Origin of the sequence: Novosphingobium bradum (assembly GCF_042646485.1) — a bacterium.
In the GTDB taxonomy this organism is placed as follows: domain Bacteria; phylum Pseudomonadota; class Alphaproteobacteria; order Sphingomonadales; family Sphingomonadaceae; genus Novosphingobium; species Novosphingobium bradum.
Genome location: NZ_JBHRTQ010000008.1, coordinates 30334 through 49250 on the forward strand (window position 1 = coordinate 30334; position 18917 = coordinate 49250).

Genomic DNA, 18917 nt, shown 5'->3' on the forward strand with positions numbered 1-18917 from the left:
CCTGTATGGATTACTTCCGTCAATCCCTCCGTTGCGACCGCGCCAAGTTTCTTGAAGTCCGAATGGTCAGGATAGGTGTAAATCCGTTATATTGTCCAGTAGGAATCTTTGTTGCCGACGGGTTGATGGATCTCGATTCGGGAATCCGCGCCAGAGATGAATTTGATGCAGACTATGTCCATGGCTCCAGTGTAATTATGGTCATGCAAGAAGACGAAGTAAGACGCGGCAAATGGCAGTCGGTTATCTGTCATCCGTCCGGCTGCAAACTTGCCATCATCGCCCACGGCATCACACCACGGGCCGCCAGCCAAGCCTGGCCGACATCCCCCCTAACGCGCATCGCGCGAAGAAGTTTCGCAGGAACCCCGCAGTATCCTCGATCGGCCCGCAGTATCCTCGATCAGCTTGCTGAAAGGTCGTGGTAAAGGTCCCGGTATTGCGCCACGATCCCCGACCAGTCGTAGTCGCGCCGCACCCGCTCGCGCATGGCCTCGCCCATGGAATGGCGCAATTCCGGGTCGCGCAGCAGGCGGACCATGGCATTGGCGGTGGCTTCCGGGTCGACCAGCGCGGTGATCACGCCGCCCGCGCTCCCGCTCGACCCTTCGAGCAATTCGCGGCACGATCCCACATCCGGGGCGATCGCCGGAATGCCGCAGGCACCCGCCTCGAGGATCACCAGCGGCTGGGCTTCGGAAAGGCTGGTCAGCACGACCAGGTCGATCCGCCCCAGCCATTCGGCAACATTGACCCGCCCGGCGAAAGTGAAGGCCTCGACCAGGTCCAGTTCGTCGACCAGCGCCCGGCATTCCCCGCTGTAGTCAGGGTCCTCGTCCTCGGGGCCGAGCACCACGAAGCGGGCTTCGGGAACCTGCAGGCGGGCGAGGGCGGCGGCGCGGATGAAGGTCTTGATGTCCTTGATTGGGACAACCCGCCCGATCAGCGCCACGAGCAGCGGGCGCGGGGAGGGCTGTGGCACGATTCCCGCGAATCGCTCCAGCCGGATGCCGTTGGGAATGATCCGCAGGCGGGCGTCGTCGGCACCGAGCCGCTTCTGGACCTGGCTGTTGGCGCCATAGAGCGAAACGATCGGATCGCAGGCATCATAGCAGGCCCGCCCGTAGCTCTCGAAGGCGCGGCCCCACAGGTCGGTCAGGTCGAAGCAATCACGCTCCAGCCCGAGGCCGGTCTCGATCTGGTCGCCCAGCCAGTCCACCATCATGATCTCGATCTGCCGCTCAAGCAGGTAGATGCCGTGCTCGGTGAGCAGGGCCGGGCGTGCGGTTTCCAGCCGTGCCCGCGCTGCCATCAGGCCTGAATAGCCGGTCGAAAGCGTGTGGTAGACCCGCGCCCGGGGCAGCGGTGCGGCCAGCACCGCCAGCAGCCCGCCCAGCAGGATCTGCATGGCCCAGAAGAAATGGTGGAACGAGGCCGTCCCCAGGTGAACCTCGTAGTACTGCGTAAGCAAGGCGAAGATTTCCGGGGCAGCCACGATCTGGTGCGCCTCGCTGCCCGACGGCAGGCGGGCGATGGCCTGGGTCAGCGCGCCAAGGTCGGCGAGGTCGCCATCCATGAGGAAGGTCAGCAGCAGGCGGCCGATCCGGTCGACCACGGCGGGGTCGAAGGGGTAGCGGCGGGTGTGGCTGCGCGAGAGCGGCACCTCGATGATTTCCACCACATTGGCCGGCGGGCTGACCTGCCAGGGCTGCGGGCGCTCGTTGGCCTTGATTGCCACGATCGAGAAGCTGAGTTCGGGCAGGCTGGTCATCAGTTCCTGCAACCAGCTCGCCACGCCGCCGGTCACATAGGGGTAGGCGCCCTCCACGATCATGCAGACATCGCTCGTGCCGCCCGGGCCAGGCTTCATGCCGGCGCCTCCCGCAGCCGGTCCGCCCGTTTGCCGCCGGGTGCGCGGCCGCGAACGGTGCCGCGCTTGCCGCGCGCGGGCGATGTCCCGCCGGCATCGGCACCCAGCCGCACCAGCGCCGCGGTCACCGGCGCGCGCAGGCGGCCAAGCCCGTCGCCTTCGCGGGCCAGGCCTTGCAGCATGGTTGCCGCCTTGCAGCGCAGGACCAGCCGCTGGGCCTGCGACAGCAGCACGTTGTTGAGGCCATGATCGAACAGCACCATGGCCGCCTCGAACCGGGCCTCGCAGGAGAGCGCCTGGTCATCGTCGCCCGGCGCCTCGATCCGCGCCACGCGCGCGGCCAGGTTGGCGTTGACCTGAGCCGAGGTCGCCGCGGCGAGGGCGCGAACCGTCTGGTCGGGATCGCACAGGGCGATGGCCACCAGCGGTGAGAGTTTGGGTTCGAACGAACGGACCACGGTCTGCAAGGCCATGCACCGGCTGGCGAGATCCCCGTGGCGCAGCACCGTCGCCAGCGAATGGAGCCGATTGGCGGCGGGGAACCGCAGGCGCTGGTCGGTGATCCGGGCGATGGTCGTGGCCACCTTGTCGTCCGCCGCCGGCCTGTTGAGCGGCTCCTCGTCGGGTTCGGCGGCGCGGGCCGGCAGGATCGGCCAGGGGCGCAGCAGGGCCAGCAGCAGCACGCCGACCGGACCAGCCACGATGCCAAGCGGCAGGGCCAGGCCGTCCCAGCCGGCAAGGCGTTCGTCCAGTCCCCGGGCCGAGCCGAGCGCGGCGAGTGCCAGGCCCAGGTGCAGCGCTCCGCCAGCCCGCGTCCCGGGCAGGCCGGCACGGGTCATGGCCAGCAACAGGGCCAGGTCGGCCACGGCCAGGACGGCCAGGGCCGTCAGGGCCAGGCTAGTCGGGGCCAGGCCGGCCGGGCGGGTCATGCGGCGTGCTCGCTGGCCCACAGGCTGCGCGAGCGCAGGCGGGGCGTGGCGGTCGCCGGGGTCAGCACGCCGGCGATCCGGCCCAGGGTCCGCGCCACGCCGGCCAGTTCGGCCAGCTTGGTCGCCGGGAGATGGGCGCCGAGCGGGGGCGCCATGACCAGGACGCCCAGTACCTCCTCGTCGTCGCTGAAGATCGGGAACGACATCGCCTGCGCGTGCGCGCCGCGGGTCGTGCCGGTCTCCCCGGCACCCGCTTCCCCGAAGCCGGCCTTGCCGAAATCGATTGGTCCGGCACTGGCCGCAACCACGCTGGCCAGTTCCTCCCACGAAAGCGCCGCGGGGCGCGCCGCCGCATCGGGGCCGCGGAACCGGGCGACGAAGCGGCTGCCCTCGGCGGTGTAGAAGGCGAAGTCGCCGGTCTGCGCGGCCAGGGCCACCAGCCGCTCGATCGCGCGCATCTGCCGCGCGGCGCCGCGATCCACCAGGTCGAGCGCCATGGCGATGGCCTCGCCCACCGAGCGCTCCTCGGTGGCGATGCGGACCTGGAGCGAGCGGTTGATCCGCCCGAGCTGGTCTACCGCCTCGGCCAGCTGGCCCAGTTCGGCCTCGCGCCGTCCGCAGCGTCGATGCAACCGGCGCAGGCGGTCGAGCCGGTGCGAGGTCAGTTCGCCGATGATCATGGCCGCCACGATCCACAGCATCGGCTCGATCGACAGCCTGAGCACCGCCTCCAGATGGTCGCCCGGCCCTGGCGGATGGGGCGCCATGGCCCAGATCCCCGCGGCCAGGATCGCCGCCACCAGACCCATGCCCGCGCCATAGGCGATCGCCATGGCCAGGACCGGCACCCACAGCGGGCTGGGGGCGATCCCGGCGAACAGGTCGCCCGCCAAGGCCCAGCGGTCGATGGCGAGCAGGAGGGCGAACATGACCGCCAGCTCGGCCAGCTTGCGAAGCGTTCCGGGCGGATCGCGCGAAAGGTCGGGCGCGGCGACCACCGGCACTGGGCGGCGGGCCGGGGCAACGGGCGGTGATGCGGTGCGGTTGGTGCGTTCGAGAAGGGTTTCGAGCGGCATCGTCATCTCCGCCAAAAGCGCGTGAGGGTGAATTGCAGGTACACCTGCCGGCCCGAGATCGCCGGGCGCGAGACCGAGCTGACCCCGGCGCTGGCCTCCAGCCGCCAGGCCGCGCCCAGATTGGCCACCGCGCCGAGGCTGGCGGTCGGCCCGCTTCCACCCTTGCGGTCCCAGGTCCAGCCGGCCGCCGCGGTCACCTGGACCTTGTGCAGGGCGGTGGAGAAGATCGCCTGGACCGTGTGGTTCTCGCGGTCCGACAGCGGGATGAAGGCCAGGCCATTGCCGCGCAGGCGCATCCGGCGGACATATTCGGCATCCAGCCGGTAGCTGATCTGGAGCGAGCGCCGCCCGCGCAGCACAAGGTAGTCGATCCCGCCCGAGGCCAGCAGCGAAGTGGTGGGCACGCCCTGGCCAGCCAGGCCGTAGCCGGTCCAGGCCAGATCCCCCTGGACCACCAGTTCGGGCGAAAGCCGCAGGGTTCCCCCGCCGCCCGCGCGGTTGATCGAGCCGCCAAGGTGCGCCTGCTCGGCGGTGGAGAAATCCGGCAGGTGCCAGGCCGCCACCAGCCGCGCCTGGCGCTCGGTCGAGCCGACGACCAGCCGGGCCATGACGCCGGCCCCGTCGCGGTCGAGCCGGCTGGCGACCTGCGCGGTCAGCCGCGCCCACGGGCCGATGAACGCCGTGGCGCCAATCTGGCCGACCGTGGCGCTGTCATGCACGCGGGCCAGTAGCCCGGTGGCATCGGCCACGTCGTTGGCCGTGGTGGTGACCTGGCGGATGCCGCCGCCCAGGGTCAGCCCGTCGCCCGCGCGCATGGCCCCGTCCAGCCCTGCTTCCCATTGGGTGAAGGTCTTGCCGTGGCGCAGGATGAGTTGGCCGGTCGTCCGGCCATCGGCTTCGGCCATGATCCGCCGGGCGGGCAGGTCGTCGGCGCCCAGCGCGCGATAGCGGCGCGCGGCGGCCAGCAGCGATCCGTCGGCCGCCTCGGCATCGCCCAGCGCACGCTGGGCGCTGGCATTGTCCGGTTCGGCCGCCGCCAGCCGCATCAGTCGCCGCCGGGCCTGGCCGGGATAGCCGGCGGCGGCATCGGCCTGGGCGCGGACCAGGGCCAGCTCGGCCGTATCGGCCGGGGCGGGGGCAACAAGCGGGGTCGGTTCGGGCGCTGCATCGTCGCGGTCGGCGATGAAGTGGACCGCCAGGCCATCGGCGGTCCGGGCGGTCTCGATCCGGTTCCCGGCGGCCGGGCGCAGGACCAGGCTGGCATCGTTCCACCGCAGGTCGGCCAGCAGCGGGCCGGCGGCCTTGGCGAACCGGTCGATCTCCGCCTGGTCGAGCGGGCGGTCGAACCGCACGACCACCTCATAGGGGCCGGCCTCGGCGCTCACCTCGACCGGCCCGGTCCAGCGCAGCGCGAGGTCGCGCTGTCCGGGCGCAGCCTCGGCAGACGGAGCCGAAGCCACCGGTTCGGCCGCCTCGCCCGCCGGCAGCGACCAGGCGCCGGCCATGGCCAGGGCCGAGGCGAACAGCGCGCTCATCGGGCCGGCTCCGCGGCGGCCAACAGCCGGCGTGCCCGCCCGGGATCGCCCCCGGCGATGAGCAGCCGCCCGGCCATGGCGGTGAGATGGCGGTCGGCCGGCGCGGCCTGGCGCAGCCGGTCGACAATGGCCAGCGCCTCGGCCGGGCGGCCCAGCTGTTCGAGCAGTTCCGCCCGCTCGAGCGAGTCCGGCGCGCTCAGCGCGGCGGCCCGTTCCAGCCAGGGCCGCGCCGCGCGCTCGCCGCCGGTCTTGCGGGTCACGTCGGCCATCAGCCGCAGGGCTGCGCGGTCATCGGGCGCGCGGGCAAGCCAGGTACCCAGCAGGGCGCCGGCTTCCCCGAAGCGGCCATGCTGCGAGGCGTCCCAGGCAAGGTCGCGCCAGTCCTGCGCGCTCGCGGTTCCGGCGGTGATCCGGGCATGGGCGAGGGCCAGGGTCAGGCGCGGGTCGAGCCGGGGCGGGGCATGGGCGGCCAGGGCGGCAAGGTCAGCGGGAGCGAGGCGGCGGCCGTCGAGCAATTGGGCGACCAGCGCGGTCCCGGCGGCCCGATCGCGCGCGGCGGCGGCAAGGCGCAGGCGGGCCAGCAGCATCGGCGTGGTCGCGGCATCGCCCTGGGCGGTGAGCCAGGCCAGCGCCGTGCCCGGCTGCTCGCGCTCAAGGTAGGCCTGGCGCCAGTCCGCCCCGCTTGCCGCGCGATTGCGAAGCCATTGCAGGCCGCTTGCATCGGGCCGCGGTCCCATCAGGTAGAGCAGGCGCGCGGCGATCGGATCGCTGGCCGGCCGGGTGGCGGCTTCGGCCTGGAGCAGGGCGATCCCGTCGGCGCGGAACCCGGCCTCGACCAGTTGCTGGGCCAGCACGGGGCGATCGCCCCCGGCGCCGGCCATTTCCAGCAGCATGGCGCGGATCGCCGGACGATCGCCTGATGCCAGGACGATCGCCCGACGCGCCTCGTCGCGACCCGAGGGGAGGAGCGCGGCGTAGTGGAGGGCGGCGGAATAATCATGGGCGCGGCGGGCAAGGTCCATCGCCAGCCAGGGATCGGCCTCGCGCCAGGCCGGCGAGCCGCTGCGGTCGATCCGGGCCACCAGGTCGCCCCGCCCCGCGGCCAGGGCCCGGTGGACGAGGTCGAGCGAGAGGCGTGCATCGGGCGCGGGCACGGCGCCATGCTCGGCGGCCAGGACCACGGCTTCGGGCAGGTCGGTGGCCAGCGCCGCGCTAACCAGCTGCGCGGGCGGAGCCGTGCCGGGATGCCGGGCGGCGGCGTCGACCATGGCGCGCGCGGCGGCGAGGTCGCCGGTGCGGCGGGCGAGATCGACCCGCAGTTGCCACAGCGCCGGATCGCCGGCATCGGGCCGCTGTTCAAGGAAGGCGCGGGCCACGGCGGGACGGCCGCCAGCCAGCACATCCCAGGCAACCCGCGCGGTCGGCACCGCTTCATGGGGTTCGATTTGGCGGGCCACGGCTAGTAGGGTGGCGGCATCCTCGTTCCGGGCGCCGGTGGCCAGCAGCCAGCGCAGTTCCGGCAGGGTGAGCGGCTGGCCGGCGTGGAACAGGGCGGCGAGCCGCGCGGGCGACCGGTTGGGCGGGGCCGGGGCGGCGGTTCGCGGCGCGGCGTGCCCCAGCCCGGCCGTGGCGCGCAGCGCGGCCGAGGTGAGGTCGGAGGCGCTGGGCAGCAGCAGCACGGCCGCGCCGGCGAGGCTGCCCGCGCCAAGCAGGGCGGCGCCCAGGGCGCGCGCCGGGGTGCCGACCAGCCGGGCGATCATGCCACCGGCTCCGGCAGGACCCGGTCGAGCGCGAGGGTGGCCACATAGGGGTGGAAGCCGGCGGCGCGCTCGCGCGCATAGAGCTGGGCGATGGTCGCCGCGTCGGCGGGGTTCCAGTAGTCAAGCGTGAGCAGGCGCAGCGCGGGATTGGCGGCGTGGGCGGCGCGCAGCCGCTCGGCCTGCCAGTCCCAGTCGGCCGGCGGGGTCAGCTCGTAGCGCTTTTCGGCAAAGTTCCAGCGCGAGGCCATGGCCTCGGCCAGCAGGAGATCGATGGCCGGTGCGGCCTCCGGCAAGGCGGCATAGCCGCGGTTGAGCAGCACGGTGATGCGCGGGAAGGCCTTGCGGATCCGGCGCAACAGGGCGACGGCGGCCTCGACCATCCCGGCATTGCCGACGGGATCGCGCCGGGCAAGGGCTTCGGCGCTGTCGAGCGTGTCGATGAAGATGCCGTCGTAGCCCTTGGCGAGAATCTCGGGGATCAGGCGCCCGATCACCAGTTCGGACCAGGCGGGATGGCGCAGGTCGACCAGCCGCGCGTCGGGCCAGTTGCGGTTGGCGGCCTTGAGCGCGCCGGCCTTGTGGAGCTGGCCGGCATAGGCGCGGCCCTGTTCCACTTCGCCCAGGCTGAGATAGCCCAGCAGCACGGCGCTGGCCCCGCGCAGGGGCGCGATCGGGCGCGGATGAGCCGGTTCGAGCACCAGCAGGTCGAAGGTGCGGGCCAGGTCCGGATTGGTGGCCGGACCATAATCGATGGCCCAGCGCCACGGGCCGGTTGCTGCGGGGGCAGCGCGAGCAACCAGACCCGTGGCGACCAGCCCGGCCAGCAGCTCACGCCGACCGAGGGGGAAAGGAGTCATGCCCAGTACCTCGCTTCACCGACGAGGGACGGGTTGTTGGCGACGAACATCAGGTAGACGAGCTGGACCGTCGCATTGCCGAGCATAGCCAGGCCCACCACCGCGGCGGCCATGGCCCCGCACAGGTATCCCCAGCCCAGGCCAGCCACGCCCAGGTGCCACATGGCCAGCGTTCCGGCCGCGCTGCCCAGCGCGAAAACCACCCACACCAGCAGGATCCGGCCGAACAGGTCATAGTAGGACAGGACGATCGTCACATAGATCGTGATCAGGTGGAACACCGCGCCGACCACGGTGAAGCGGAAAGAGAACAGGCCGCGCGGATCGTAGCCCAGGTGCCGGAAGATCTCGGGTGCCAGCACCCAGCACAGGGCCGCGATGACGATCTGGAGCGAGGCGAGCAGGCGCAACTGGCTGAGGATCAGGTCGGCCAGGTCGTGGCGCGCCTCCTCGATCCGGTTGAGCCGGGCCGTGCCAGTGCAGGCCCGGGCAAAGCGCCAGAACGCCCGCTCCAGCCGGGTCTCCGACAGGAGCAGGATCAGCGACAGCCCGGGCACCAGGGTGAGCAGGCCGATGAAGCTGGCTGGATCGTAGATTGAATTGACGCGCAGGCTGCCGGCGACCGCGGTCGACTGGGTGGCCCACCACAGCAGCCACTTGTCGATCCACAGCGCCAGGGCATTGGCAAGCCCGGCCAGGGCAACATGGATCACCGGGCGCACGTCGAGCGCCGGCCCGGTGCCGGCGGTGCAAGGGGCCGGGAATTCGCCGCGCAGCGCCGCGATCAGGGCCAGCTCGGTGAAGGCCAGGGCCAGGGCGACCGTCGCCAGCACCGGAACCAGCCCGGTCAGGTTCAGACCGATGACCAGCAGCGCGCCGCCCACCGTGCCCAGCCCATAGGCCAGGATGATCGCGTCATGGCGGTGCGTGGTGGTAAGGAATGGGCCGATGACGGCGATCTGGGTGAGCAGCACGAGGATCGCCACGGCCAGCATGGCGGCCATCGGCGGCAGGCCGGCCATGATCCAGAACAGGCCGAAGCCCACCACCAGCGCCACTGCGCTGGCCCGGTTGAGCACGGCGATGAGCAGGCGGGGGATGGCATCGCGGTCGGCCGAATAGACCAGGTCCGATGCCAGACGGATCCCTGCGAGCGCGAAGGGCATGGCCACGACCACCGACAGGCTGAAGGCGTAGGTCAGCACGGCCTGGATGGTGATGGTGACCGCAGCGTGGCTGTGGGCCTGGGTCCAGCGGTGCAGCAGCAGGATCGCCAGGACCGTCAGCAGCCATGGCCCGCACGAGATCACCGCGCCGTGCAGGGTGGCCCCGGCAAAGCCGGCGATCCCGCCCTGGCGGGCCATTCTCTCGAGCTGGAAGCCGATGCCGGCCATGATTGCTGCCCCTGTCGGTCGGTAAGGTCAGAGAATGAACATCGAGGTGGAAGGGGTGAGGTGGCCGAGCAGCGCGATTTCGAAATCGGCGCCCAGGTTCGCGTTGTTGTTGCCTTGCAGGACGGTGTATTCGGTCGTGCCGACAAACTCGTAGTGGTAGGCGAGCTGGCCCGGCCCGGTGAAGGCTGCGCCGGGCGTGGCCAGCAGGGTGAAGCTCTGGTTGCCGCCCTTGCCGGTATTGGCATCGATGCCAGACAGATCGATCAGGTCCTGCCCGGGGGTGAAGTCCATGATGACATCGTGGCCCGCGCCGACCGGGCTGTTGGCGATTCCGTTGAAATCGAACACGTCGGCTCCGGCTCCGCCGGTCAGCGTATCGGCGCCGACCCCGCCGAGCAGCGTGTCGTTGCCGTCGCCGCCGTTGAGCACGTCGTTGCCGGTGCCGCCGTTCAACTGGTCGTTGCCGCCGCCGCCGTTCAGCGTGTCGTTGCCGGTGGAGCCGGTGAGCGTATCAGGCTCGATGGTGCCGGTGAGTGTCCCGGGTGAGCGCAGCGAGAGCGAGACGCCGTTCACATTGGTGACCGCGACCGCCAGCGACTGGGTGTCGGTCAGCAGGCCGTCCGAGGCAGTGACCACGATGTTGTAGACATTGTTGCTGCTTGCATCGGTGGGGTTCTCGTAGTCGGGCGCGGCCTTGAAGGTCAGCACGCCGGTGGTCGGGTTGAGATCGAACTTGGTCGCATCGGTTCCGCTGAGCGCATAGGTCACGGCGGCGCCTTCGGGATCGATGGCCAGGACCGTGGTGACCGCGGTGGTGTTCTCCGCGACATTGATGCGGGCCGTGGCGCCACCGCCATTGGAGCTGATGATCGGAGCCTCGTTCACGTTGGTCACGGTGATGGCCAGGGCCTGGGTATCGGTGAGCAGGCCGTCGGAAGCGGTAACGATCACGTCGTAGACATTGTTGTGCCCGGCATCGGCGGGGGCTTCGAAATTGGGCGCGGAACGGAAGGCGAGAGCGCCAGTCGTGGAATTGATCGTGAACAGCGCGGCATCAGTGCCCGAGACGGAATAGGCGAGAGCCGTCTTTTCCGGATCGGTGGCGATCACCGTGGTCACGGCCGTGGTGTTCTCGGCCACCGAAAGGGTCGCCGAGGCAAGGCCGCCGTTGGAGGTTATGACCGGGGCCTCGTTCACGTTGGTGACCGAGATGGCCAGGGCCTGGGTGTCGCTCAGGCCGTTCGCGGAGGCGGTGACGATCACGTCATAGACGTTGTTGGTGCCCGCGTCGGCCGGCGCCTCGAAGTTGGGCGCGGCCTTGAAGGTCAGCACGCCGCTGGTGGCATCGAGGTTGAACAGCAAGGCGTCGGTGCCCGAGAGGGCATAGGAGATCGGCGGGCCGCCGTTGTCCGTGGCTACAACGGTGGTCACCGCGGTCGTGTTCTCGGGGATCGCCAGGGCCGCGGTAGCGCCGCCGCCGTTGGAGGTGATCACCGGGGTGAGCGACAGTTCGGTGACGGTCACGTTGTGCAGCCCGGCCGTTCCGACATCCAGGGTGAGGATGTCGCCGACCTGCGAGACCACCGTTGCGCCGGTCACCGAGACGGCCTTGCCGGTGGGATCGGCCAGGTCGATCACCACCAGCCCCGCGCCGGAAAGCGCGAAGGCCAGGTTGGTGCCATCACCGGTGAGCGAAAGCAGCGAGGCGCGCATCGGCAGGTCGGTGATGTGCGAGACGTCGTCCTGCGCCGCGCCAAGGGTGATGGTGAAGGTTCCGCCGTTCTGGGGCAGGAACACGCTGTTGGAATCGTAGGCATACCAGCCGGCGACCGACTGGATGACCTGGCTGCCAAGGTTCGCAAGGTCGAGGGCGAACTGGCCGACATGGCCCGCCGCGACATTGGCGGTGATGGTGTTGCCGGCGACCGTGGTGGTCACGCTGGCCGCGTTGAAGGCCTGGATGCGCTGGGCCAGGTCGTCGAGCGTGACGAATTCCATGCCCTGGGCTGCCGCGCGGGCGACATAGTCGGTGTACATCTGCGTGGAATAGGGACTGGGCGCGCCGGTGCCCGAGGTGTCCCAGGCGGCGATGCCGTAATCGTGGATCGGCCAGACGACGATCGGCATATCGCCGTGATCGGTCAGCGCCGACCATTGCGCCGCCCACGCCGCCGAGGCATCGGCGGTGGACAGGTGCTGGAATTCGACCAGGGTGAAGTCGAACACGGTGTTGGGCGCGAGGTAGACCTTTCCGGTCTGGCCTGGCAGCATATAGCCCTCGGCGCTGGGATAGCCCGAGCCGACCCCGGTCCAGCCGCCCGACAGGTAGTCGTTCACATAGGGCATGATCGCCTGCGACGTGGCGAGGGTTTCAGGCGCGCCGGGAACCGCGGCGCCCGCGATGGTGTAGGGATGGCCGAGCGCGGCGCTGAGCTGCTGGCTGAGCACGGTTGCGCTCTGCTGGAACTGGTATTGCAGCTGCGCGTCGGACAGCGTGTTGGTGTTCTCGGGGTGCGTGTAGGAGTGGGTGCCTATCTCGCTGCCCAGGCCGATCAGCGCCGTATAGTAGGGCAGCGAAGTGGCCCAGTCCGTGCCGGTGCCCTGGCTGCCGTCGCCGATGTTGACATAGAAGCTGCCGGCGAAATTGTAGTCATGCTGCCACTGGGTGATGATCGGCAGCATCTTGTCGTAGATGCCGGGTGATCTGGCGGCTGGGTTGTTGGGATCGTAAGCCGGATTGACGTCGGTCAGTTCCTGGCTCTGGTCCATGTCCACCCGGGTGGCGACCATGCCGGTGTCGCGGGTCATGTGCAGCGCGACCGAAACCGCGCCCGGCCCGTTCACCACATATTTGATCGCATCCTGGAGCAGGTTGGCATCGGCCATGATGCCCTCGGTGGAGAACAGCACGTTGCGCCCGCCGGTCTGGGTGGCCAGCGCCGCGGCATAGCTGGTGGTGCCGTTGATGGTCTCGGTGGCGAACTGGGCGCCGGTGCCACTGACGCTCTGGAAGGAGTTCCAGCCGATCCCGGTGTAGGAGTGGATGGTTTCCCCGCTGCCATAGCCAGGCAGGATCTGGCCGCTGGAGTCGGTAGCCGAGATCGTCACGTTGGCGGAGTTGCCGCCGGTGACGCGGGTGACATCGAGCAGCGAGGCCATGTTGGCATAGGAATTGCCGGGCAGCGCGTTGTTGTTCTGGTCGTCGGTCATGAACTCGCCGCCGGCGATGATGCCGAGGTGGAACTGGACCTGGGCCTGCTGCAAGGTGTTGTGGATGGCGAGCGCGTCGGCGGACTGCACGTTGCGGAACGAGGGGAACACCAGCGCATCATACTTGGCCAGGGTGGCCAGGTTGGTGAGATCGGATTCAGTGAGGATGTCGTACTTGATCCCCGCCTGCATCGCCTGCGACTGGACCGACATGAACAGGTCCGCATAGGGCGTCCCGTTGCCGAAATAGTTCGCGGCGGTCGTCTGCGACCAGACGATGGCGATCCGGGTATCGGCCGAGGGCACGATTCCGGTATCGTTGTAGAGCGTGAATTGCGGACCTGACTGGGGAGTGGGCAGGTAGATGCTGTCGTTGATGTCGGCGATCAGGTCGATCGCGTTCGGCGTCCCCAGCGCGGCCTTGGCCACGCTGAACTCGATCTGGGTGTGGTCGGCGTTGTAGGCATAGGTGACCGTGGCCCCGGCGACCGGGGTCTGGCCTGCGGCCCCGGTGTAGAGCGCGGGCACGCCGTTGGCATCGAAGTTGATGTTGTATTCGGCCCCGCCGGCATTGCCGAAGAACACGTAGCCGGTCGTCGCGTTGCGGTCGGTGTTGAGCCACACGGTGGTGTTGGCGCCGATCGCGGTGGGCGAAGGCACCTTGATCGCGAAGATGAAGTTGTTCGCGTCGGTGGTCCCGTAGATTTCGTATCCGGCGGGCAGGCCGCTATCGATCCGCTGGCTGGCCAGCCAATCGTCCAGGGAGCCGTTGAGGGTAATTGCGGTCATGCTGCCGGTCCTCTTGCTGCCACCTGCGACACGGGAAACCTCGCTCCCCGAGTCCGCACGGTCCGACGTGTTCCTGATGGTGTAGGGCAAGAGTCGGCTGGCCCGGCCTACGCACAGGAGGAACCGCGCGGCGCATGGGGGGTAGGGGCCGGAATCCGGGCCAGGGGCGGGCCGGGAACCCTTTGCGAGCGGCGCTCCGGCGTTCTGCGCCCATCGTTGCGGGCGCCCGCAATCCGGGAAAGTTCAACAAACGCGGGTGTTTGAAGGGGTCCCTGCGTGGGTGGCTCCAGCATGGCGCCGGGCCGGGGCCGCTGCGGAATGGCGCGCCGGGCCGCATCCATCGCCGCGAACCGGCAAGAAATTCGGGTTAATCCTTATGGATAAATATCGAGGTGGAAATGGCCGGTGACCTTGCCGCCGGGCGGGCAGAAATGGGGCAATCACGCGCCCGGGCATTCACCCTCATCCTTGCCACGAATGGTTAATCCGTTTGGCGCCGTGCCCCGGCAGGGCGGCTGGACTAGGTTGGGATCAAACGGCCGGGTCGCCTGTTCAACCTTGTGAACCAGGGAGGTCCCATGCCCAGTCCCATCTTACGCAGTCCCGCCTTCGGTGCCGCGCGCGGTCCGCTTTCGCAGTTTTCCCCGGCGCTGCCGATGCGCCCCGATCGTTTCGCCGTGCTGGTGACCGGCGGGGCGGGCTACATCGGCAGCCACGCGGTCCTGGCCCTGCTCGAGGCCGGCTGGCCGGTGGTGGTGCTCGACAACCTGGTGACCGGCTTTCGCTGGGCGGTCGACCGGCGGGCGCGCTTCGTGAAGGGCGATGCCGGCGATCGCGAGCTGGTCCCGGCGCTGATCGAGAGCGAGGGGATCGGCGCGATCCTCCACTTCGCCGGATCGGTCGTGGTGCCCGAATCGGTGGCCGATCCGCTCAAGTATTATCGCAACAACACCGCCACCACCGGCGCCCTGCTGGAAAGCGCGGTGGCTTGCGGGGTGCGCCATCTGGTGTTCTCGTCAACCGCGGCGGTCTATGGCGATGCGCCCTCGGTCCGGGTCGATGAACGCATGACGCCCTCGCCGATCAACCCCTATGGTCGGTCCAAGCTGATGATCGAGGCCATGCTGGCCGATGTCGCCGCGGCCCACCCGCTCAACTATTGCGCCCTCCGCTATTTCAACGTGGCCGGGGCCGATCCGCTTGCCCGGTGCGGCCAATCTACCCTGGGCGCGACCCATCTGATCAAGGTTGCGGTGGAGGCGGCGCTGGGCACGCGCGACGGGATCGACGTGTTCGGCACCGACTTTGCCACCCCCGACGGCACCGGCGTGCGCGACTATATCCATGTCACCGATCTCGCCCAGGCCCATGTCCACGCGCTCGACCTGCTGATCGCCGGCCCGGGCGAAAGCCACACGATGAACTGCGGTTATGGCCGGGGCTTTTCGGTGCTGGAGGTGCTGGCGGCGGTGGAGCGCGCCTCGGGGCAGGCCATCGCGCGCCGGTTCCTGCCGCGCCGGCCGGGCGATCCGGGCGCGCTGATCGCCGACAATGGCCTGATCCGCGCGTGCACTGCCTGGCAGCCCCGCCACGCCGAGCTTGATGCGATCGTCGGCCACGCCCTGCGCTGGGAGCGGATTCTCACCGAACGGCAGATGGCGATCGGGTGATGACGGCGATGTAATCTGCCGATCATCCTTGCGGAAAACGGTCTGCGATAGGCTGCGGCGATGTGGTTGGGCTGGAAGCGGTGGATGATCCCGGGCGCCGGGTTGGCGCTGGCCTGTGCTGGCGGCGTGCTGGGGCTGGGCGACTATTTCGGCAGCGAGGCGCAGCACTTCACCCCGGTCGTGGCCGGGGCGCAGGACGGCCCGGCCCGGCTGGTCGCGGTCTTCTGGTCAGGCGACATGGGCCTGCGGATCGGGTTCGGCTCCGACCTGCCCGAACGCCTCGCCCGCCAGGGCATCCCGGTGCTGGCGGTCAGTTCCCCGGTTCTGTTCGCCACGGGCCGCAGCCCGGCCTTCGCGCGTGATGCGGTGGCGCGCAGCCTGACCGAGGCGATCCGCCGCTCCGGCGCCCGGCAGGTGGCGGTGATCGGCTTCTCGTTCGGCGCCGACGTGCTGGCCGCCTCGATCGGCCAGCTCGAACCGGCCCTGCGCGGGCGCATCGCCCAGGTGGTGCTGGTCGGTCCGGGCACCGGCATCCACTTCCACGCCAATCCCTTCGGCCTGTTCTACACCGGCCGCTCCGAGGCCGATCCTGGGGCCATTGCCGCTTCGCTGAAGGGGCTGCGCCTGTCGTGCATCTTCGCCACGGGCGATGCCGACGAAAGCCTGTGCCGCCAGCCGGCGCTGCGCCGCGGACGGCTGACCGGCATCGATGATGGCCACATGATGCTGGCCCACCGCGAGGAGGTGACCCGGGCCGTGGTCCGCTCGGTGCTCGATCCGGCGGAGCCGCTCTCGTGATCCGCCCGCTGGTCGCCTTGCTGGCCCTGCTCACGGCCCTGCCGGTGGCCTGGCTGCCGGGCGCGGCCCAGGCCAATCCGGCCGGGACCGATCCGCGCGGTGGCGACCTGCGGGGGCTGTGGCGCAATCCCGATGGATCGGTACTGGTGCGGATCGATCCGTGCGGAACGGAAGTGTGCGGTACCGTGGTCGGCGCCACCACCGAGGCGCAGAACGATGCCCGCGATGGCGGCTATCCCCGCCTGATCGGCCTGCGGATCCTCTATGGCTACCACGCCACCAGCGCGCGCCACTGGGTGGGCCGGGTGCTGGTGCCCGATCTGGGTCACGTGTTCTCCTCGCACATCGATCTGGTCGATCCCGATCATGCGCGCATCGCCGGCTGCCTGTTCCACCAGCACCTGTGCCAGACCCAGCTCTGGCACCGGGCCTGAGCCATGCTGGCCGCCCATCCTTCGCATCGCCGCCCGCGCCGGCTGCCGCGCTGGCTGCCCTTGGCTGCCGGCGGGCTGATCGCCGCCGCGATCCTGACGGCGGCCTTCCTCCACTTCGCCCGGGGGCTTGATCCGGCGGCGATCCGCGTGGCGCTGGCGGCGCTTCCGGCCGGGCGCCTCGTCGCGGCCGTGGGGCTGACGGCGGCCAGCTATGTCCTGCTGGCCGGCTACGATGCGCTGGCGCTCGCCAGCCTTGACCAGAAGGTGCCCTGGCCAACCATCCTGCGCGCCTCCTTCACCAGCTATGCGATTTCGCACAATCTCGGCCTCGGGTTGGTCACCGGCGGATCGGCGCGGCTGGTGCTCTATCGCCGGGCGGGGGTGGCGCCGGCCATGGTGGCGCGGGTCGTGGTGATCGCCTCGGGCGCGTTCTGGTGCGGCGTGGCAGGAATAGCGGCGGGGGCGCTGCTGTTCCATGCGCGGCCGCTGGCGCTGTTCGGGGTCGTCCTGTCGCCGGTGCTCGCCCATGCCTGCGGGGCGGCGGTGATCGCGCTGCTCGCCTCGCTGCCTTTCGCCGGGCGGGTGCTGGGCGGGACGCGGCTGGCCCTGCCGGGGCGGCCCGGCCACATCGCGGGCCTGCTCGCCACCGCCGTGCTGGACCTGGCCCTGTCGGTGGGCGCGCTGCTGGTGCTGGTGCCCTCGCTCGGGCCGGAGGACTTTCCGCAATTGTTCCTTGCCTATGCCCTGGCCGTGGTCGCCGGGCTGGTCACCCATGTTCCCGGCGGGCTGGGCGTGTTCGAGGGCACGGTCCTGGCCGCGCTCAATCGCCATGGGCCGGAACTGGCCGCCGGGCTGATCGCTTACCGGGCGATCTACTATCTCCTGCCGCTGGCTCTGTCGCTGGCGCTCAACGGCGCGCTTGCGCTGCGGGCAACCTGCCGGCGGGGCGGGGCCGTGGGCCGGGCGCTGGCGGTGATCGCCTTCGAAACCGCGCCGATGGCAATGGCGGCGATGGTCTTTACCGGCGGGCTGATCCTGCTGCTGTCGGGCGTCCTGCCCGCCGTCCACGATCGCCTGCGAACCTTGCGCGCGATGGTCGCCCTGCCGGTGGTCGAGGCCGCGCACCTCGCCGCCAGCCTGACCGGGGCGGCCCTGCTGCTGGTCGCGCCGGCCCTGCTGTCGCGCAGCCGCTCGGGCTTTGCCACGGCGCGCGCGCTGCTGCTGGTGGGGGCGCTGTTCTCGCTGGCCAAGGGGCTGGATTTTGAGGAAGCCGGGCTGATGCTGGCCATGGCCGGCGCGCTCCACGGCTTTGGCGCGGCCTTCTATCGCCAGTCGCTGGGCGCCTTTTCCAGCCACAACCGGGTCTGGCTGGCGGCGGCGATGGTGGCCGTGATCGCGGCGGTGGTGAGCGGGTTCGCCACCTATCCGCGGATGACCCTGGTCAGCGATCCGTGGTTCCATTTCGGCTGGCGGGCGGACCTTTCGCGCTACCTGCGGGCCAGTTTCGCGACCTGCGCGCTGATGGCTGCCTTTGCCGTGCGCGAACTGCTCTCGCGCCCGCCGGTGCTGGTTGGCCTGACCGCGCTGCCCGAGGCGGTCTTTGCCGCGGCTACCGCGCAGAGCGGGCGCAGCGACGCCATGCTGGCACTGACTGGCGACAAGCGATTTCTCGTTGCCCCGCAAGGGGATGCCTTCCTGATGTTCCGCCCGCTGGGGCGCACCTGGTTCGTCATGGGCGATCCGGTGGGCCACCCTGCGCGGTGGGCCGATCTTGTCTGGGAGCTGCGCCGGCAGAGCGACCGGGTGGGGACTCGCCTGTGCTTCTACCAGATCGGCGATGCCTTCCTCCCGCTGGCCCTGGAACTGGGGCTGCGGCCAGTGAAATATGGCGAGGAGGCATTGATTTCGCTGGACGAATTCACGCTTTCCGGTTCGTGCATGAAGGGGCTGCGGAACAGCCATGCCCAGGGCGCGCGCAGCGGCCTGGCGCTGGAGCTGGTGCCCCGGGCGCGGGTGCCCGAAATCCTCGGGGAATTGCGTTGCGTTTCAGAGGCCTGGCTGGCGCGGCATGGCGGGCGGGAGAAGCGCTTCAGCCTGGGCGCCTTCGATCCGGCCTACCTTGCACGGTGCGACATGGCGGTGGTGCGCGGGGCTGGCGGGGAGGCCGTGGCCTTTGCCAACCTGTGGCGGTCGGGCGACGGTGCGGAGCTTTCGGTGGATCTGATGCGGCAGCGGCCCGAGGCGCCGGCGGGGACGATGGATTTCCTGCTGGTCGAACTGATGGAAAGTGCGAAAAAACAACACTTTGCCCGGTTCAACCTGGGGGTGGCGCCGCTTTCGGGGATGCGCGGCGGGCGGCTGGCGACGCCGTGGACGCGCGGCGCGCGATTTGCCTTTGGCTTCAGCCGCTTACGCTACAATTTCCAGGGGCTGCGGCGCTACAAGGAGAAGTTCGCGCCCGCATGGCACAACCGCTACATCGCCCTGCCGCACGGGCTGGCGGGCTATCGTGCGCTGATCCAGTTGCTGCGGCTGATCGGGCGCTAGGGGTGCGCTACGCAACGCCCCTACAACGGCATTGCAAGTGGCGCGCAT

13 protein-coding genes are annotated in these 18917 nt (G+C 70.2%); 5 read left to right on the top strand and 8 right to left on the bottom strand.

What is annotated here, in order from left to right:
- The first annotated feature begins 5 nt into the window (after nucleotides 1-5).
- A complete protein-coding gene (locus tag ACFOD9_RS10195) occupies nucleotides 6-428 on the top strand; it encodes a hypothetical protein (RefSeq protein ID WP_379510009.1) in 423 nt (140 codons plus the stop codon).
- Here the strand turns inward: ACFOD9_RS10195 and pelF are convergent.
- Genes pelF through ACFOD9_RS10235 form a run of 8 tightly spaced genes read right to left on the bottom strand, consistent with a single transcriptional unit; the run spans nucleotide 404 to nucleotide 13420 of the window.
- Nucleotides 404-1870: a GT4 family glycosyltransferase PelF gene (gene pelF, locus ACFOD9_RS10200; RefSeq protein WP_379510010.1), complete on the bottom strand. Its 1467-nt coding sequence runs from the start codon at nucleotides 1868-1870 to the stop codon at nucleotides 404-406. The genes ACFOD9_RS10195 and pelF overlap by 25 nt on opposite strands.
- Nucleotides 1867-2799, bottom strand: a complete 933-nt coding sequence (locus ACFOD9_RS10205; RefSeq protein ID WP_379510011.1) for a hypothetical protein — start codon at nucleotides 2797-2799, stop codon at nucleotides 1867-1869. The genes pelF and ACFOD9_RS10205 overlap by 4 nt, the downstream gene beginning before the upstream one ends.
- Entirely contained in the window at nucleotides 2796-3881 is a 1086-nt protein-coding gene (locus ACFOD9_RS10210; protein ID WP_379510012.1) for a hypothetical protein, read from the bottom strand. Before ACFOD9_RS10210 ends, ACFOD9_RS10205 begins: the two co-directional genes overlap by 4 nt.
- On the bottom strand, nucleotides 3878-5410 hold the full coding sequence (locus tag ACFOD9_RS10215) for a hypothetical protein (RefSeq protein ID WP_379510013.1): 1533 nt from the start codon (nucleotides 5408-5410) through the stop codon (nucleotides 3878-3880). The genes ACFOD9_RS10210 and ACFOD9_RS10215 overlap by 4 nt, the downstream gene beginning before the upstream one ends.
- Nucleotides 5407-7170: a hypothetical protein gene (locus ACFOD9_RS10220; protein WP_379510014.1), complete on the bottom strand. Its 1764-nt coding sequence runs from the start codon at nucleotides 7168-7170 to the stop codon at nucleotides 5407-5409. Before ACFOD9_RS10220 ends, ACFOD9_RS10215 begins: the two co-directional genes overlap by 4 nt.
- Entirely contained in the window at nucleotides 7167-8027 is an 861-nt protein-coding gene (locus tag ACFOD9_RS10225) for an endo alpha-1,4 polygalactosaminidase (protein ID WP_379510015.1), read from the bottom strand. Before ACFOD9_RS10225 ends, ACFOD9_RS10220 begins: the two co-directional genes overlap by 4 nt.
- Nucleotides 8024-9421, bottom strand: a complete 1398-nt coding sequence (pelG, locus tag ACFOD9_RS10230) for an exopolysaccharide Pel transporter PelG (RefSeq protein WP_379510016.1) — start codon at nucleotides 9419-9421, stop codon at nucleotides 8024-8026. The genes ACFOD9_RS10225 and pelG overlap by 4 nt, the downstream gene beginning before the upstream one ends.
- Nucleotides 9422-9448: 27 nt before the next feature.
- Nucleotides 9449-13420 carry a M10 family metallopeptidase C-terminal domain-containing protein gene (locus ACFOD9_RS10235; RefSeq protein WP_379510017.1) on the bottom strand — a complete coding sequence of 1324 codons (3972 nt, stop codon included), beginning with the start codon at nucleotides 13418-13420 and terminating at the stop codon, nucleotides 9449-9451.
- Between the two features lie 656 nt (nucleotides 13421-14076).
- Between ACFOD9_RS10235 and galE the strand changes: the two genes are divergently transcribed.
- From galE to mprF, 4 genes are all read left to right on the top strand, one after another.
- A complete protein-coding gene (gene galE, locus ACFOD9_RS10240) occupies nucleotides 14077-15090 on the top strand; it encodes a UDP-glucose 4-epimerase GalE (RefSeq protein WP_379510034.1) in 1014 nt (337 codons plus the stop codon).
- An 84-nt stretch (nucleotides 15091-15174) separates the two neighbouring features.
- Nucleotides 15175-15888 (top strand): AcvB/VirJ family lysyl-phosphatidylglycerol hydrolase, encoded by a 714-nt coding sequence (locus ACFOD9_RS10245; RefSeq protein ID WP_379510018.1) that lies wholly within the window; start codon nucleotides 15175-15177, stop codon nucleotides 15886-15888.
- Nucleotides 15885-16322 carry a DUF2147 domain-containing protein gene (locus tag ACFOD9_RS10250; protein ID WP_379510019.1) on the top strand — a complete coding sequence of 146 codons (438 nt, stop codon included), beginning with the start codon at nucleotides 15885-15887 and terminating at the stop codon, nucleotides 16320-16322. Before ACFOD9_RS10245 ends, ACFOD9_RS10250 begins: the two co-directional genes overlap by 4 nt.
- Before the next feature lie 3 nt (nucleotides 16323-16325).
- Nucleotides 16326-18869: a bifunctional lysylphosphatidylglycerol flippase/synthetase MprF gene (gene mprF / locus ACFOD9_RS10255; protein ID WP_379510020.1), complete on the top strand. Its 2544-nt coding sequence runs from the start codon at nucleotides 16326-16328 to the stop codon at nucleotides 18867-18869.
- The last annotated feature ends 48 nt before the right edge of the window (nucleotides 18870-18917 follow it).